This is a genomic window from Streptomyces sp. NPDC000345, assembly GCF_042898825.1.
Classification (GTDB): Bacteria; Actinomycetota; Actinomycetes; order Streptomycetales; family Streptomycetaceae; genus Streptomyces.
In genome coordinates this window covers 165,010-181,819 of sequence record NZ_JBIAZE010000011.1, presented here as the reverse complement: position 1 = coordinate 181,819, position 16,810 = coordinate 165,010, and the positions used below count along the sequence as shown (strand labels likewise).

Here is a 16,810-nt window from a genome sequence, read left to right as displayed (position 1 = left end):
TGTTCTGCGGTCAGAGCGCGTCCGGGCCGCGCTCGCCGGTGCGGACCCGTACGGCCGTCTCGACCGGAAGGGACCAGACCTTGCCGTCACCGATCTTGCCGGTGCGGGCCGCCTTGACGATGACGTCGATCAGCTGTTCGGCGTCGTCGTCCTCGGCCAGCACCTCGATGCGGATCTTGGGGACGAGGTCGACGGTGTACTCGGCACCGCGGTAGACCTCGGTGTGTCCCCGCTGACGACCGTAGCCGCTCGCCTCGGTGACCGTCAGACCGTGGACGCCGAAGGCCTGCAGGGCTTCCTTGATCTCGTCCAGCCGGTGGGGCTTCACGACGGCGGTGATGAGCTTCATGCGTCCACCTTCTTGCTGTCGGCGCCGACGGCGGCCGGCACGGCGGTCCGGGCGGCACCGCCGCCGGCGCCGCTGAAGTCGTATGCGGTCTCGGCGTGCTCGGCCTGGTCGATGCCGGACACCTCCTCGTCCTCACTGACCCGCATACCGATGGTCTTGTCGAGGACGAAGGCCAGGATCGCGGAGGCGACCAGCGAGTAGGCGAGGACCGCGAAGACACCGGCGCACTGCTTCCAGAGCTGGTCCGCGTTGCCGCCGTAGAAGAGGCCCTTGACCTCGGACTGGCCCTTGCCGCTGGCGAAGAAGCCGATCAGCAGGGAGCCGATGACACCGCCGACCATGTGGACGCCGACGACGTCCAGCGAGTCGTCGTAGCCGAACTTGTACTTCAGGCCGACGGCCGCGGCGCAGGCGACGCCGGCGATGGCACCGACCGCGATCGCGCCGATCGGGGTGACCGCACCACCGGAGGGGGTGATGGCGACCAGACCGGCGACCGCGCCGGAGGCGGCGCCCAGCGTGGTGAACGCGCCGTGGCGGAGCTTCTCGTAGATCAGCCAGGCGAGCATCGCGGCCGCGGTGGCGATCTGCGTGTTGACGAACATCAGCGAGCCGACGCCGTCGTCGTTGCCCAGCCAGGAGCCGGCGTTGAAGCCGAACCAGCCGAACCACAGCAGGCCGGCGCCGAGCATGACCAGGGGCAGGCTGTGCGGGCGCATCGGGTCCTTCTTGAAGCCGACGCGCTTGCCGATGACCAGGATCACGCCGAGTGCCGCGGCACCCGCGTTGATGTGGACCGCGGTACCACCCGCGAAGTCGATCACGCCGAGCTCGAAGGCCCAGCCGCCGGTGCCCCACACCCAGTGGGCGACCGGGAAGTACACGATCGTCGCCCACAGCACGAGGAAGATCGACCAGGCGGTGAACTTCACGCGGTCAGCGAGGGCACCGCTGATCAGGGCGGGCGTGATGATGGCGAACATCATCTGGAAGACGGCGAAGACGAAGACCGGGATGGTGTACCCGGACCAGATGTCCGCCTTGTCGATGCCGGTCCATCCGACGAAGTCGGACTCCCAGCCGATGAGCGAGCCGTGGTCCGTCCCGAACGCCATGGAGAAGCCGTACAGCACCCACAGGATGGTGACGATACCCATGCTGATGAAGCTCATCATCAGCATGTTGAGGGTGCTCTTGACGCGGACCATGCCTCCGTAGAAGAAGGCGAGGCCCGGCGTCATGATCAGCACCAGGGCGGAACAGATGAGCATGAAGCCTGTGTTGGCCACAGACAACTTGTCTGCGGCAAGCGTGATGGCTGGTGCCATCGGCGTCTCCTCGTCGTAGGTACGGCCCCGTGCGGGCGAAGCCAGAGGCGGGGGTCATGAGGGGTGGGCCGGTTATGCGCCATGAGATTGACGCAGCGCGGTTTCGGTGGAAGCCCCTCGTTGTTTCGCCGCCGTGACGAAGGCACCCCGTGCGTTACGCCTCGGTGAACTGCCTGATGTCCGCCGAGCGGATCGTTATCGTGGCGCAACCTTCACTCGAGGAAGGAAAACCGGCCGCGGGCGGCCTTCCGATGACCTGGCATGGGGGAGCCGAGTCGGGCACTTCGGGAGGGCCGGCCGCGGCCGGGGTTCAAGGGTTTTCGCGAGGTGGATCAGGGGCGGTCAGACGGCTTCGGCCGTCTCCGGCAGCTCCATGGCGAGCCGCTCGGTGAGGTCGACGACCTCGGAGAGGTCCCCGAAGTCGCGTACGGCGGTGTCGACGGTCTTTCGAATACGAGTGTTCACCCGCTCGGAGCGGACCTTCTTCGCCTCCTTCATGGCCTGCGCGGCGAGCTGGGCGCTCTGCTCGGGCTCACGCCGCAGCAGGTGGACCGTGGCCATGCCGATCAGGTTCAGCACGTAGGACCGCTGGTGGTCGGGGTCGCCCGCGAACAGCTCGACGGCCTTGCGCATCAGGGGCTCGGCGAGCGAGGCGTAGGTGGGGCTGCGGCCGGCGACATAGGCGAGGTCGCGGAAGGAGTGGCTGTTCTCGCCGTACAGCTCGGCCTCGGAGAAGAAGCGGATCCAGTCCGGGTCGGGCTCGTCCCACTCGTCGGCCTCGGCGAAGGTGTCCTCGGCCATCCGCACGGCCCGCTTGCACCGCCCCGGCTGCCCCATGTTGGCGTAGGCGCGGGCCTCCATCGCATACAGCATCGACTGGGTGCGCGGGCTCGCGCAGTCCCGGCTGCCGTACTGCGCGAGGTGGATCAGCTCCAGGGCGTCCTCGGGCCGTCCGAGGTGGATCATCTGGCGGCTCATGCTGGAGAGGACGTACGAGCCGAGCGGCCGGTCACCGGCCTCCTTGGCGGCGTGCAGGGCGAGGACGAAGTACTTCTGGGCGGTCGGCTGGAGCCCCACGTCGTACGACATCCAGCCGGCGAGCTCGGCCAGCTCGGCGGCGACCTTGAACAGCCTCCTGGACGTCGCCTCGGGCTGGGGCTCCTGGAGCAGGTCCGTCACCTCGTGCAGCTGGCCGACGACGGCCTTGCGGCGCAGTCCGCCGCCGCACTGGGCGTCCCACTGCCGGAACATCACCGTGGTGGACTCCAGCAGGTCCAGCTCGGGCCTGGAGAGCCGGCCGCGGGCCCGGCTGGTGGGGACGGACTCCGGCTCCTGGGGCGGGGCGGGCGGCGAGGGGACGAGCCAGCGCTGCATCGGCTCGATGAGGGACGGGCCCGCGGACAGGGTCAGCGAGGTTCCGAGGAAGCCGCGCCGCGCCAGCATCAGGTCGCTGCGCGAGAACTCGCTGATCAGGGCCACCGTCTGCGGGCCCGTCCAGGGCAGGTCGACGCCGGTCGCCGAGGGCGCCTGGCGCGCGGCGCGCAGACCGAGGTCCTCGACGGAGACGACGCAGCCGAACCGCTCGGAGAACAGCTCGGACAGGATCCTGGGGATGGGCTCACGGGGGTTCTCGCCGTCCAGCCAGCGGCGCACGCGCGAGGTGTCCGTGGAGATGTGGTTGGCGCCCAACTGGCGGGCCCGGCGGTTGACTTGACGGGCCAGCTCGCCCTTCGACCAGCCGCTGCGCACGAACCACGAGGCGAGCAGCTCGTTCGGGCGCTTGTCCGCACTCGCCGTGCTGCTCCCGCTTCCGTCGTTGCCGCTCACTGGAACGCCCCCATCCCTGAGACCACTTGTCACTGAGTGCGCCAAGCCTTATCAGAATGCCGGTAAATACGGCCCCTCGTACGGTAGTTGTCACCCTTCGAACGGAAAGCCGACTTGCCTCCGGCATACCCACCTGTGCATGTGCCCCCAGGACCCGCACACTCAGCGTAATCCCACGATCACGGCCCCGGCCACGGCGATCCCGGAAACGCCACCATTCGCCACCCCTTCGAATGAACTCCCGATGGCTCGCACGCGATTCACTTGACACAGGACGGCCGGGAGTGAGCGGAGCGAAGCACTCAGGGGCGCGCGCAGCCGACCGCACCACCCGGCGCGCTTCCGGACGCCGCATGGAACAGGTGGCCGACGGGCACCGGAAACACGCAGAGTCACGACATGCGTCCGTTACGTAACCAATGGCGCGTCGAACCCGTTGGAGGGGGCATGGGCTTCACGATCGGCGGCATTCGCGAGATCCGCTCCGGCGCGCGCAGGCGCGGTCGCTCGTCCGAGTGCACCGCCGTCGCCGAGTTCACGGGACTGTGGGGCTGGGACGTGCTACCGGGCGCCCGGGCCGCGGCCGGCGTCTGCTCCTGCGGCCGCCCCGACTGCCACGCGCCCGGCGCCCACCCCCTGGAGTTCGCCGCCCGCGTGCCCGCCGGCGCCACCCTCGACGACGTGACCAGGGCCTGGGCGGAGTTCCCGGGCGCCGCGGTGATGCTGCCGGTCGGGCGCGCGTTCGACGTGATCGAGGCGGCCGAGCCCGCCGGGCGGCGCGCCCTGGTCAGGCTGGAGCGCATGGGCCTCCCCCTCGGCCCGGTCACCGTCACCCCCGAGGGCCGCGCCCAGTTCTTCGTCGCCCCCGGCGCCGCCGCCGAGCTGACCGACCTCCTCTACCGCATGGGCTGGGACGACCCGGCCGCCCTCGACCTGCGCGGCCTCGGCCCCGGTGCGTACGTCACGGCGCCGCCCTCCGACCGCGGCGGCCTGGGCCCGGTGCGCTGGCTGCGCCCGCCGGCCCTGGACTCGGCCACCCGCCCGCCGGAGGCCCGGCTGCTGCTGGGGACACTGGCGTACGTGGCCCACCGGTCACGCGCCTAGGTCCTGTCCGGCCGGCGGTCGCCCGGCGGCCCGGCCGTGAGGTACCCGCGCACACAGCGAAGCGCCCGCTCCCACTGCACCTGGGGGCGGGCGCTTCTCGCGTCACCACGTACGGATGTCCGTAGGTGGTGGTCAGTCTCCGATAAGGGCGTCAACGAACGCCTCCGGCTCGAACGGCGCCAGGTCGTCCGCGCCCTCGCCGAGCCCCACGAGCTTGACCGGGACACCCAGCTCGCGCTGGACGGCGACGACGATGCCGCCCTTGGCCGTGCCGTCGAGCTTGGTCAGCACGATGCCGCTGATGTCGACGACCTCGGCGAAGACCCGGGCCTGGACGAGACCGTTCTGGCCGGTCGTCGCGTCGAGGACGAGCAGCACCTCGTCGAGCGGGGCGTGCTTCTCGACGACCCGCTTGACCTTGCCGAGCTCGTCCATGAGCCCGGTCTTGGTGTGGAGCCGGCCGGCGGTGTCGATGAGGACGACGTCGACGCCCATCTCCTTGCCCTCCTTGACCGCATCGAAGGCGACGGAGGCGGGGTCACCGGCCTCCGGCCCGCGCACGGTGTGGGCGCCGACCCGCTCGCCCCAGGTCTGCAGCTGGTCGGCGGCGGCGGCGCGGAAGGTGTCGGCGGCGCCGAGGACGACGGTCCGCCCGTCGGCCACGAGGACGCGCGCGAGCTTGCCGGTGGTGGTGGTCTTGCCGGTGCCGTTGACGCCGACGACCATCACGATGCCGGGCTTGCGGTCCGCGGGCTCGGTCTTCACGGTGCGGTCGACATCGGTCCCGACCAGCTTGAGCAGCTCGTCGCGCAGCAGGGCGCGCAGCTCCTCGGGCGAACGGGTGCCGAGGACCTTCACCCGTTCGCGCAGCCGCTCCACGAGCTCCTGCGTGGGCAGCACGCCGACATCGGCGGTGAGCAGGGTGTCCTCGATCTCCTCCCAGGTGTCGTCGTCCAGGTGCTCGCGCGAGAGCAGCGTGAGCAGGCCCTTGCCGAGGGCGTTCTGGGAGCGGGAGAGACGGGCGCGCAGGCGCACCAGGCGGCCTGCGGTGGGCTCCGGGATCTCGATCCCGGGGGCCTCGACAAGGGGCGGTTCCTCGACCGCGACTCCGGTCGAGCCGCCGTCGGGCAGGTCCACCTCCTCGATCGTGCGGCGCGGTTCGTCGCGCGGCGTCTCGGCCTCGTCGCCGACGTGCGGCTCGGCCGGAGGCGCGGTGATGTCGGGCGCGGCGGGGGGCGGCGGGGGCAGCGGCTTCTTCCGCCGGCTGCCGACGACGAGTCCGCCGAGCACCGCGAGCACGACCACGGCGATGACTACAGCAAGGATGACGGTTTCCATAACGCGTCCAGTATCCATCCCTCCCCTGGCGGGGGCCCGGCTCCCCGGTGCGGGTGTCTCGCACCTCTGGCCACCTGACGGACCGTCAGCTACCGTCCCTCCACATCCGCGAAGGGGGTCCCCATGCCCGTCACCGTCGTCCGTTTCAACCTCGTCGCTCCCGGTGCCTCCCCCGCGGAGCTGGGCGAGCGCTACCGGGCCGCGCTGGAGATGGCCGCGTACGCCGACACGCACGGGGTGACCACCGTGCAGACCGAGGAGCACCACGGGGTCGACGACAACTGGCTGCCGTCGCCGTTCGTGTTCGCGGGGGCGGTGCTGGGGGCGACCCGGCGGCTGGCGGTCACGGTGTCGGCGGTGATCGGCCCGCTGCACGACCCGCTGCGGCTGGCCGAGGACATCGCCGTACTGGATCTGCTGAGCGGCGGACGGCTGGTCACGGTCGCCGGGATCGGATACCGGCCGCAGGAGTACGCCCGGGCCGGCGTGGACTGGGGGCGGCGGGGCCGGCTCCAGGACGAGCTGCTGGAGACCGTGCTGACGGCGTGGACCGGGGAGGAGTTCGCGTACCGGGGCCGTACGGTACGGGTCACCCCGCGCCCCGCGTCCGACCCGCACCCCCTCCTGCTGGTCGGGGGCTCCTCCCGGGCCGCCGCCCGCCGGGCCGCCCGGCTCGGGCTGCCCTTCTTCCCGAGCGCGCACCTGCCGGAGCTGGAGGCCTACTACAAGGAACGGCTCGTGGAGTACGGGACCGAGGGCTGGACGATGATGCCGGCGGCCGAGACCCCGTTGCTGCACATCGCCGAGGACCCGGACCGGGCGTGGGCGCGGTACGGCGAGCACTTCCTGCACGAGGCGCGGACCTACGCCTCCTGGCAGTCCGGGGAGATCCGCTCGGCGGTGCGGTCGGGGGCGTCGACGGTCGAGGAGCTGCGGGCGGAGGGGGTGTACCGGATCCTCACTCCGGACGACTGCGTGGCCCAGGGCCTCGACAACCTCGTCCTGCACCCACTGGCGGGCGGGATGCCGGTGGCCGAGGGGTGGCGGAGTCTGCGGCTGTTCTGCGAGGACGTGCTGCCCCGGCTCGGGGAATGAGCCGGGGCGGCACGTCTCACGGGGGTCGAGGAGCGGGCAGCGGGGATGTGGCCCGGCTCCTCGAGTCCGAGGGCCTCCGGTGGAGGCTCACCGGTGAAGGCTCAGCCCATCTCCTCCAGCGCCTTGCCCTTCGTCTCCTTGACGTACTTGAGGACGAACGGGACGGAGAGGGCGGCGAAGGCCGTGTAGATCACGTAGGTGACGGAGAGGTTCCAGTCGGCCAGCGACGGGAAGCTCGCGGTGATGGCCCAGTTGGCGATCCACTGCGCAGAGGCGGCCACACCGAGGGCGGCGGCGCGGATCCTGTTCGGGAACATCTCGCCGAGCATGACCCAGACGACGACGCCCCAGGACAGGGCGAAGAAGAGGACGAAGACATGGGCCGCGACCAGGGCGGTCCAGCCCTGGGCGGCCGGCAGCTTGCCGTCGACCAGGTCGAAGGAGAAGGCCCAGGTTTCCAGGGCGAGGCCGATCACCATGCCGACCGAGCCGATGATCGCGAGCGGGCGGCGGCCGACGCGGTCCACGAAGATCATCGCGATCACGGTGCCGACGATGTTGATGATCGACGTGGTGAAGGAGTAGAAGAACGACTCCGTCGGGTCGACACCGACCGACTGCCACAGCGTCGAGGAGTAGTAGAACGCGACGTTGATGCCGACGAACTGCTGGAAGACCGACAGGCCGATGCCGATCCAGACGATCGGCTTGAAGAAGAAGCCGCCGCCGAGCAGGTCCTTGAAGGTGGACTTGTGCTCGCTGTTCATGGCGTGCTCGATCTCGGTGACACGGGCGTCGAGGTCGGCGGAGTCCCCCTCGACCTCGGCGAGGATCTCGCGGGCACGCTCCCGCTTGCCGACGGAGATCAGGAAGCGCGGGGACTCGGGGATGGCGAAGGAGAGCAGGCCGTAGAGGACGGCCGGGACGACCATCACGCCGAGCATGACCTGCCAGGCCTCCAGGCCCATGAGCTCACCGCGCTGGTCGCCGCCGGCGGCGTTCAGCAGACCCCAGTTGACCAGCTGCGAGACGGCGATGCCGATGACGATCGCGGCCTGCTGGAAGGAGCCGAGCCGGCCTCGGTAGGCGGGCGGGGCGACCTCGGCGATGTAGGCGGGGCCGATGACGGAGGCCATGCCGATGGCGAAGCCGCCGACGACGCGCCAGAGGGCGAAGTCCCACAGGGAGAAGGGCAGGGCCGAGCCGACCGCGCTGACGGTGAAGAGGACGGCGGCGATCTGCATGACCCGGATGCGGCCGATGCGGTCGGCGATCCGGCCGGCGGTCGCGGCGCCGATGGCGCAGCCGATCAGGGCGATGGCGATGACCTGCGCGAGGGCCGCGGAGCCGATGTCGTAGCGGTCCCGGATGGCCTCGACGGCGCCGTTGATCACGGAGCTGTCGTAGCCGAAGAGGAATCCGCCCATCGCCGCCGCAGCCGCGATGAAGATGACGTGCCCGAGATGATCGGGGGGAGCCGTCCTGGCTCCTGACTTCTCTGCCTGCGTTGTGCTGGTCACGTTCAACTCCTAAGGCCATCGGCAACGCTGCCTGAAGGCAAGAACAACGTTGCAGACCTTATGCCTTCAAGTTCCGAAACCACCAGGGGGGGTGGTGTGAGAAAGCTGGTACCTGTGAGGAGATTGCGTTCAAGGATTGAAGAAGCGAAACCGGGGTAGGCGGGCTAGCGCAGCCGCTGGCTGATCACCTTCGACACACCGTCGCCCTGCATGGACACGCCGTACAGCGCGTCGGCGACCTCCATGGTCCGCTTCTGGTGCGTGATCACGATCAGCTGCGAGGACTCCTGCAGCTCCTGCATGATGCGGATGAGCCGCTGCAGGTTGGTGTCGTCGAGGGCGGCCTCGACCTCGTCCATGACGTAGAACGGACTGGGACGGGCCTTGAAGATCGACACCAGCATGGCGACGGCCGTCAGCGACCGCTCACCGCCGGAGAGCAGACTGAGCCGCTTGACCTTCTTGCCCGGCGGCCGGGCCTCCACGTCCACACCCGTGGTGAGCATGTTGTCGGGATCGGTCAGGACGAGCCGGCCCTCGCCGCCGGGGAACAGCCGGCTGAAGACGCCCTCGAACTCCCTCGCCGTGTCCCGGTACGCCTCGGTGAAGACCTGCTCGACGCGCTCGTCGACCTCCTTCACCACCTGAAGCAGGTCGGCGCGGGTCTTCTTCAGGTCCTCCAGCTGCTCGCTGAGGAACTTGTGACGCTCCTCCAGCGCGGCGAACTCCTCCAGCGCCAGCGGGTTCACCTTGCCGAGCTGCTGGTACGCCCGCTCGGCGGCCCGCAGCCGCTTCTCCTGTTCCGCGCGGACGAAGCGCACGGGCTGGTTGCGCGGGTGCTCGGGGTCCTCCGGCAGTACCTCGCCCTCGGCGGGCGGGGAGGGCGGTACGAGCTGATGGGGGCCGTACTCGCGGACGAGCCCCTCCGGCTCCACGCCCAGCTCGTCCAGCGCCTTCGCCTCCACCTGCTCGATCCGCAGCCGCTTCTCGGCACCGAGGACCTCGCCGCGGTGGACCGAGTCCGTCAGCTTGTCGAGCTCGGCCTTGAGATCGCGCCCGGCGGTGCGGGCGGCGGCCAGCTCCTGCTCACGGCGCGCCTTGGCGGCCTCGGCGGCGACGCGCTCCGCGTCCGCCCGGCCCAGGGACACCTCGACATGGGCGAGCAGCTGCCGCGCCCCGGAGGCGACGGCCTCGGCGACGGCGGCCTCGTGCCGCAGCCGGGCCCGCCGCTGCTCGGCACGCGCGCGTGCCTCACGTTCCGCCCGCGCGGCCCGGTCCAGCGAGTCGGCCCGCCCTGCCAGCCCCTTGACCCGCTCCTCGTGGGTGCGGACCTGAAGCCGCGCCTCCATCTCGGTCTGGCGCGCGTTGGCCCCGTCGGCGGCGAGGCGGTCCCGCACCGAGGTGTCGGGCTCCTCCTCGACGGGCATCTCCTCGGCCACGGCCAGCCGTTCGGCCAGCTCCTCGGCCTCTTCCACGGCCCGGTCGAGCGCCTGCTGCGCCCGTGCCGCCGCCGCGGTGGACCGCTCGGCCTCGCCCGCGGCACCACGGGCCTGGCCGGCGAGCCGCCCGAGCTGCTGGGCCACCGCCGACTTCTCCCGGTCGGCGGCCCGGCGCCGCTCGCCCAGCTCCTCGACGAGCGCGGCGCACTCCCTGCGCCGCTCCCCCGCCGCGTGCTGAGCCTCGGTCAGCTCCGCGCACCGCACGGCCAGCTCCTCGAGCTCCGCGGCGGCCTCGTCCACGGAGGCCTGCACTTCGAGGAGGCTGGGCGCCCCGGCGGAACCGCCGTGCGCGAAGTGGGCGCCGAGCAGGTCGCCCTCGGCGGTCACGGCAGTGAGTTCGGGGTGCCGGTGGACCAGCTCCTGCGCGTCCTCCAGGGTGCCGACGACGACGATGTTGCGGAGCAGACGGCGTACGGCGGGCATCAGGTCCGAGGGGGCGCGGACGAAATCGGCTGCGTGAGGATGTCGGGCGTCAGCGGGTTCGTTGTGGCTGGTCGCGCAGTTCCCCGCGCCCCTGTGGGGCGCGTCCGGTGAACCGGCGAGCAGCAGTGCCGCCCTGCCCCCGTCCTGCTTGCGGAGCAGACGCAGGGCCTCTGCCGCTGCGGCCGGGGTCGTGACGGCGATCGCGTCGGCGGCCGCTCCGAGCGCGGCGGCCAGCGGCACCTCGTATCCGGGTGTCACCGTGAGCAGTTCGGCGGCCGGGCCCAGCAGACCGGTGAGACGGTCCTTCGCCCCGAGCAGCGCTCCCGTGCCGTCCTTGCGGCGCAGCCCCAGCGCCAGGGCCTCGTGCCGGGCCCTGGTCGCCGCGCGGTCGCGTTCCGCCGCGGTGGCCGCCTCACGGGCGGCGGTGAGTGCGGCCTCGGCCTCGGCGAGCCGCCGCCTGGCCGTCTCGTGCTGCTCGCCCAGTTCGGCGTCGCCCGCGTCGAGGCCGTCGACCTCCGCCTTGAGGGTCTCGTACTCCTCCTGCGCGGCGAACGCCCGCTCACGGGCCTCGTCCCGCGCCGCCGCGAGGCGGTCGATCTCGGCCTGCGCGGAGGCGGCGCGGGAGCGGGCCGCGTTGACCTGTCCGTTCAGCCGGGCGAGGCCCTCGCGGCGATCGGCGATGGCCCGGGCGACGTCCTTCAGCCGCCGTTCCTCGGCGGCGAGTTCACGCTCCAAGTCGGCCCGGTGGGCGACGGTGTCGTCGAGGGCGCGCTGGGCCGCTTCGAGGGCGGCCTCCAGCTCGGCCTCCTGCTCGCGGATCCGCGCGGCCTCGCGCTCCATGTCCTCGGGGTCGCGGCCGCGCCGCTCCTCGGGGGGCGCGGAGGTGGCGCTCTTCACGCGGGCTTCGGCGAGGGAGATCGTGCCGCGGACGCGTTCGGCGAGCTGGGACAGCTCGTACCAGGTCTGCTGGGCGCGCTGGAGGCGCGGTGCGAGCCGGCGGACCTCGTCCTCCAGGAGCGCCTCGCGCTGGAGGGCCTTCCTCAGCTCCTGCTCGGCGGCCTCCTTGCGTTCCTTGAGCGCCGCCTCGTCGGCCACCTCGGCCTGGAGCGCCTCCCGGAGCCGTACCAGGTCGTCGGCGAGCAGGCGGAGGCGGGCGTCGCGCAGGTCGGCCTGGATGACGGCGGCCCGCCGGGCGACGGCGGCCTGGCGGCCCAGCGGCTTGAGCTGCCTGCGCAGCTCGTCCGTCAGGTCCTGCACGCGCGCGAGGTTGGCCTGCATCGCGTCCAGCTTGCGGAGCGCCTTCTCCTTGCGCTTGCGGTGCTTGAGGACGCCCGCCGCCTCCTCGATGAAGGCGCGGCGGCCCATCGGGTCGGCGTGCAGGACGGAGTCGAGCTGGCCCTGGCCGACGATGACGTGCATCTCGCGGCCGATGCCTGAGTCGGAGAGGAGGTCCTGGATGTCGAGGAGCCGGCAGGTGTCGCCGTTGATCTGGTACTCGCTGCCGCCGTTGCGGAACATGATCCGCGTGATGGTGACCTCGGCGTACTCGATGGGCAGGGCACCGTCGGAGTTGTCGATGGTCAGGGACACCTCGGCGCGGCCGAGCGGGGGGCGCCCGGTGGTGCCGGCGAAGATGACGTCCTCCATCTTGCCGCCGCGCAGCGACTTCGCGCCCTGCTCGCCCATGACCCAGCTGAGCGCGTCCACGACGTTGGACTTGCCCGAGCCGTTGGGCCCGACGACACACGTGATGCCCGGCTCGAACCGGAGTGTGGTCGCCGAGGCGAACGACTTGAACCCTCGGAGGGTCAGGGCCTTGAGGTGCACGGCGCTGGACTCTACCTTCCGGGGTCGTCTCACACGATGAACGCAGGGCAACCCCGCGGTTTCACCCATGAACGCGCAGGGCACACCACACGTTAAGGAGAGGGAAGGGCGGGGCCAGGACGGTCGGGGACGGCACCGAAGACGCGGGGGAAAGAGAGAAGGGACGCCGAAGCGTCCCTTGCAACTTCTGACAACTGAGCGGTCCGACGCGGTTGAATGGATTCGCCCAACCGCTGCGCGTGCTGTCGTGGAGCGGTGCAGCGATCAGGTGAGCGCAGGCTCCGCCTGGTGTGCGTCGATGCTCTTCATGAACGTGTCGTGAGAAGCGGCAGCCGTCAGAGCGTCGTTCTCGGCCTGGATCCGTACGAGCTCGGATTCGAGGTCCTGGACGCGCTGCTGGAGCCGTCGCATCTCGGCGAGGAGCCGCGGGTCGGAACCGCCGACGTAACCGAGAAGCGCCTTTGCCATGATGGATGGTCCTCCACACTGAGTGACCGACCGAAGCGGTGTGGGTCGTGAGGGATTCGCACCCGCGGAGCTTGGCAGGATCTTGTTCGTGCTGCCGTTCATCCATGCCAAACAGCTAGGTGCGCGGGGTGCTTTCAGCGTCTCACCAAAAAGTTTGACGGTCAACACGATCACGCCCCGTATTGGCGGGCAACCCGCTCGCACACGGCCGTGACGGCAGCGTTGCGGCTCCTGCGGGACCCCCGGGGCGTGGCGATCATCCTTGCGTGCGGAGCCTGCCACCGCAAGCGATTCTTGGCAACCACCTGCTCATTTCTGCGGTGGGCACATGCCGGTGGCACGAACCTCCGCCTACGCGGGCGCTCTCCGCACGCGGCGGTCAGCGGATCGCGAAGCCCTCGTAGCCGCCGCGAGGTGTGTCCCATATCTCTGTGACTCCGTCCACGCGCCCGGGCGTGTCGTCACTCTCGAGCCACTCCAGCAGGCCTTCGCAGCCCTCCCGGCCCCCTTCCGCGACCACCTGGACCCGGCCGTCGGCCAAATTGAGAGCAAAGCCACTCAGGCCGCCGATCTCCAGTGCCTTGGCCCGCGTGAACCAGCGGAATCCCACGCCCTGCACGCGTCCGCGCACCCAGGCGACCAGCCGTACATCCTCGCTCATGGGTGCAACCTAACCGGGCAATGTCCCTCCGGGCACTTCCTCCCCCGGCGCCATGCGGTACCGTCCCGACCCAATGATTCTCATATGAAACTCACTCGATCGGGTGAGCTGGGTTACTCCCAGAGATCGTGTGAGACGGGTTGACCGATGGACGAGGAAGGCAAGGACATGGGACGCCACCGACGCTCCGCCGCCGGCCGCGCCGCCACGGGCCGCGCCACGGGGGTCACCGAGACGCACGGCTCGTACACGCCAGGCAGCGACCCGCGGGACTCGTACCCGGACGGCCCGGACACGCTCGGCATCGCGCCGTACCTGCACCAGGAGGCGTACGCCGACACCGTCGCGCGAAGCCGCGAGTACCTGTACGCGACGGACGACGAGTACACCGCCACGACGGTGTTCGCGGCCGACGGCTTCCGGCCCGACGGCAGTGCCGTGCGGCCTGGCTCCGGTCCGGGCGGCCCGGGCCGCCGCCGCAAGAAGAAGGCCGCCACCCCGGTCAAGACGGGTCTGCTCGGCATGTCCGCGGCAGTGGCCCTCGGCACCGTCGCGGTGGCCACGGGCGTGGTGCCCGGGCTGGAGAGCTACCGGCTCGGCGGCAGCACCGGCCCCGGGGACAACGTGCAGGCCGCCGACACCCCGAGCAACGCGAACTCCGAGCAGGGCGGCACCTCCGGCTCCGCCGACGCCGGCCGCTCCGGTACGTCGACCAGCCGCGACGCCGGCCGCTCCACCTCGCCGTCCCCGTCCGCCTCCAAGTCCTCGGCCTCCGCCTCGGCGTCGCCGAGCAAGACGGACGAGAAGAAGCCCGAGGTCACCCCCTCAAAGGAGCCGGAGACCACCGCGTCCAAGTCGAAGGCGGCCAGCAAGGCGCCCCAGAAGTCCGAGTCCCCGGTGACGGTCTCGGCCGAGGCGCAGGCCGCGGCCGAGGTGCTGAAGCTCGTCAACGAGGAGCGGGCCAAGGTCGGCTGCAGTGCCGTCTCCGCGAACAGCTCCCTGTCCGAGCTGGCCGAGAAGTTCAGCGACGACATGGCCGCGCGGGGCTTCTTCGACCACACCGACCCGGACGGGCTGACCCCGTGGGACCGGGCCGGGAAGGCCGGCATATCCGGCCTCGGCGGCGAGAACATAGCCCGGGGCCAGGCCGACGCGGCCGCCGTCATGGAGGCCTGGATGAACAGCCCCGGCCACAAGGCGAACATACTGAACTGCGACTTCAAGACGCTGGGTGTCGGCGTCCACTTCGGGTCCGGCGGACCCTGGTGGACCCAGGACTTCGGCTACTAGGCCCGCCAGGGCCGCGGAAGCGGGCCCGGAAGGGGGCCCGGCCGGGGACCCGCGCCGAGGAGACCGCAGAAACGATCATGCAGCCTGGGTCCGGCCGGCCAGGAAGGTCTTCGCCGTCTCGGCGACCCGCCGGCCCAGGTGCTCCGCCGTCGCGACGTCGGCCTTGTGGACGGCCTCGGCACCCTCGTCGACGTTGGTCTGCGCGGCCGCGCCGAGGAACACACCGAGACGGTTGAGGTCGTCCTCGGAGGCGGTGGAGCTGTTCCAGCCGGGCAGCAGCCCGAGGTTGACCCAGTGCATGCCGAGCTGTGCGGCCAGGATCTGGAAGAACTGCAGGGTGTGCAGCTTGTCGCCGCTCTTGGAGCCCGAGTTGGTGAAACCGGCGGCCAGCTTGTCCTTCCACGCCTGGGTGGCCCAGCGCGCGGACGTCGCCTCCGCGAAGGCGTGGAAGGCGCCCGACGCCGTGCCCATGTAGGTCGGCGAGCCGAACACGATCGCGTCCGAGCCGTCGAGCACCGTCCACTGGTCCTCGGTGATCTCGTCGACCTTGATCAGATGCACCTCGGCGCCGGCCTGGACGGCACCGGCGCGGACCGCCTCGGCGAGCACGACGGTGTGGCCGTAGCCGGAGTGGTAGGCGATGGAGACAACAGGGGTCGTCACGTGCGTACTCCTCAGAGAAGGTGAGATACGGGAGCTGCGAACGGATACGCAGCTCACCGGCGATGACGAAAGGAAAGCACTAACTTCTGGTTAGTGCAACCTGTCGGTTAGCGCTGCCTTCGCGTACGCTGGAAGCATGACCAGCACCCAGGAGCGCACGGAGGACATGGACCTCCCGTACAACGTGTTCGCCAAGGCCTGCCCGTCGCGCGGCACGCTGGAGCACGTCACGGGCCGCTGGGGCGGCCTGACGCTGGGGGCGCTGTACGAGGGCTCGCTGCGCTTCAACGAACTGCGCCGCCGGGTCGACGGCGTGAGCGAGAAGATGCTGTCCCAGACCCTGCACGCGCTGGAGCGCGACGGCCTGGTGCACCGGCACGCACAGCCGACCAACCCGCCGCGGGTGGACTACGCACTGACCCCGCTGGGCCGCGAGGTCGCCGAGCGGCTGCTGTCCCTCATCCACTGCGTGGAGGGCCGCATGGACGACGTCCTGGCCGCCCGCGAGCGCTACGACGGGACGCGCGGCACCCTCTGACACCTCGGGCAGAAGTAGCTGGACCGGTTCATCCAGGGCCGCCGGCGCATCGGCGTGCCGCACCGCTTGCAGGGCAGGCCCTCCCGCCCGTACGCGTCCAGGGACCGGTCGAAGTAGCCCGACTCGCCGTTGACGTTGACGTAGAGGCTGTCGAAGCTGGTGCCGCCGACGGCGAGCGCCGCGTTCATCACGTCCCGGACGTGCCCGAGGAGTTCCCGGGTACGGGGCCGGGTGAAGCCGGCCGTCGGGCGGTCGTAGTGCAGGCGGGAGCGCCACAGGGCCTCGTCCGCGTAGATGTTGCCGACGCCGCTGATCAGGGACTGGTCGAGCAGGGCCCGCTTGATGGTGGTCCGCTTGCGGCGCAGGGCCTGATGGAAGGCCTCGTCGTCGAACAGGGGGTCGAGAGGGTCGCGGGCGATGTGCCCGATGACGTCGGGCAGGCCGTCGTCGGTGGTGTCGTGCAGCGAGAGACCGCCGAAGGTGCGCTGGTCGACGAAGCGGAGTTCGGTGGCCAGCGCGTCGGCGAAGCGCACCCGGATCCGCAGGTGCTTCTCGTCCGGTGAGCCCTGCGGCTGCACCAGCAACTGGCCGCTCATCCCGAGGTGGGCGAGGATCGCCTGCCCGGTGTCCTCCAGCGGCAGCCAGAGGTACTTGCCGCGACGGCTGGGGGTGCCGATGCGATGCCCCTTGAGCCGGTGCGCGAAGTCGTCGGCGCCCGCGAGATGACGGCGTACGGCGCGCGGGTGCAGCACCTCGGCGTCGGCGACCGTGCGATGGGCGACCCATCGCTCCAGGCCGCGCCGGACGACCTCGACCTCGGGCAACTCGGGCATGGGATCCCCCGGATGCGCGGCGCCCGCCCCCCGGTCGGCGAAGGGCG

The 16,810-nt window shown here is 71.1% G+C and carries 14 protein-coding genes; 4 read left to right on the top strand and 10 right to left on the bottom strand.

Annotated elements, in window-relative coordinates; genetic code table 11:
• Positions 1-10: 10 nt before the first annotated feature.
• The 3 genes from ACFY30_RS26185 to ACFY30_RS26175 form a co-directional block, all read right to left on the bottom strand.
• Entirely contained in the window at positions 11-349 is a 339-nt protein-coding gene (locus ACFY30_RS26185) for a P-II family nitrogen regulator (RefSeq protein ID WP_003997576.1), read from the bottom strand.
• Positions 346-1,677, bottom strand: coding sequence for an ammonium transporter (locus ACFY30_RS26180; protein WP_390847564.1), 1,332 nt, complete (start codon positions 1,675-1,677; stop codon positions 346-348). Before ACFY30_RS26180 ends, ACFY30_RS26185 begins: the two co-directional genes overlap by 4 nt.
• Positions 1,678-2,019: 342 nt before the next feature.
• Positions 2,020-3,504 carry a hypothetical protein gene (locus tag ACFY30_RS26175; protein WP_390847563.1) on the bottom strand — a complete coding sequence of 495 codons (1,485 nt, stop codon included), beginning with the start codon at positions 3,502-3,504 and terminating at the stop codon, positions 2,020-2,022.
• Between the two features lie 447 nt (positions 3,505-3,951).
• Between ACFY30_RS26175 and ACFY30_RS26170 the strand changes: the two genes are divergently transcribed.
• Positions 3,952-4,608 (top strand): bifunctional DNA primase/polymerase, encoded by a 657-nt coding sequence (locus tag ACFY30_RS26170; protein ID WP_390847562.1) that lies wholly within the window; start codon positions 3,952-3,954, stop codon positions 4,606-4,608.
• 132 nt (positions 4,609-4,740) lie between these two features.
• On the opposite strand, the gene ftsY is transcribed toward ACFY30_RS26170, so the two are convergent.
• On the bottom strand, positions 4,741-5,946 hold the full coding sequence (gene ftsY / locus ACFY30_RS26165) for a signal recognition particle-docking protein FtsY (RefSeq protein ID WP_390847561.1): 1,206 nt from the start codon (positions 5,944-5,946) through the stop codon (positions 4,741-4,743).
• A 123-nt stretch (positions 5,947-6,069) separates the two neighbouring features.
• Between ftsY and ACFY30_RS26160 the strand changes: the two genes are divergently transcribed.
• A complete protein-coding gene (locus ACFY30_RS26160) occupies positions 6,070-7,041 on the top strand; it encodes an LLM class flavin-dependent oxidoreductase (protein ID WP_390847560.1) in 972 nt (323 codons plus the stop codon).
• Between the two features lie 101 nt (positions 7,042-7,142).
• Here the strand turns inward: ACFY30_RS26160 and ACFY30_RS26155 are convergent, their stop codons facing one another.
• The 4 genes from ACFY30_RS26155 to ACFY30_RS26140 form a co-directional block, all read right to left on the bottom strand.
• The gene (locus ACFY30_RS26155) at positions 7,143-8,561 is read right to left on the bottom strand and encodes a sugar porter family MFS transporter (protein WP_390847559.1); all 1,419 of its coding nucleotides are present in this window, start codon (positions 8,559-8,561) and stop codon (positions 7,143-7,145) included.
• Positions 8,562-8,725: 164 nt separating this feature from the next.
• Positions 8,726-12,310 (bottom strand): chromosome segregation protein SMC, encoded by a 3,585-nt coding sequence (gene smc / locus ACFY30_RS26150; protein ID WP_390847558.1) that lies wholly within the window; start codon positions 12,308-12,310, stop codon positions 8,726-8,728.
• 264 nt (positions 12,311-12,574) lie between these two features.
• The gene (locus ACFY30_RS26145) at positions 12,575-12,778 is read right to left on the bottom strand and encodes a hypothetical protein (RefSeq protein ID WP_390847557.1); all 204 of its coding nucleotides are present in this window, start codon (positions 12,776-12,778) and stop codon (positions 12,575-12,577) included.
• 379 nt (positions 12,779-13,157) lie between these two features.
• Positions 13,158-13,439 carry an acylphosphatase gene (locus ACFY30_RS26140; protein ID WP_390847556.1) on the bottom strand — a complete coding sequence of 94 codons (282 nt, stop codon included), beginning with the start codon at positions 13,437-13,439 and terminating at the stop codon, positions 13,158-13,160.
• Between the two features lie 168 nt (positions 13,440-13,607).
• Between ACFY30_RS26140 and ACFY30_RS26135 the strand changes: the two genes are divergently transcribed.
• The gene (locus ACFY30_RS26135; RefSeq protein ID WP_390847555.1) at positions 13,608-14,729 is read left to right on the top strand and encodes a CAP domain-containing protein; all 1,122 of its coding nucleotides are present in this window, start codon (positions 13,608-13,610) and stop codon (positions 14,727-14,729) included.
• Positions 14,730-14,804: 75 nt separating this feature from the next.
• Here ACFY30_RS26135 and ACFY30_RS26130 read toward each other — a convergent pair whose 3' ends face one another.
• Positions 14,805-15,392, bottom strand: coding sequence for a flavodoxin family protein (locus ACFY30_RS26130; protein ID WP_390847554.1), 588 nt, complete (start codon positions 15,390-15,392; stop codon positions 14,805-14,807).
• Between the two features lie 136 nt (positions 15,393-15,528).
• On the opposite strand from ACFY30_RS26130, the gene ACFY30_RS26125 reads away from it, so the two are divergent.
• Positions 15,529-15,930: a winged helix-turn-helix transcriptional regulator gene (locus ACFY30_RS26125; protein ID WP_390847553.1), complete on the top strand. Its 402-nt coding sequence runs from the start codon at positions 15,529-15,531 to the stop codon at positions 15,928-15,930.
• Here the strand turns inward: ACFY30_RS26125 and mutM are convergent.
• Complete coding sequence (mutM, locus tag ACFY30_RS26120; RefSeq protein WP_390847552.1) at positions 15,903-16,763, bottom strand: bifunctional DNA-formamidopyrimidine glycosylase/DNA-(apurinic or apyrimidinic site) lyase; 861 nt, start codon at positions 16,761-16,763, stop codon at positions 15,903-15,905. The two genes, ACFY30_RS26125 and mutM, sit on opposite strands and share 28 nt — an antisense overlap.
• Between the last annotated feature and the right edge of the window lie 47 nt (positions 16,764-16,810).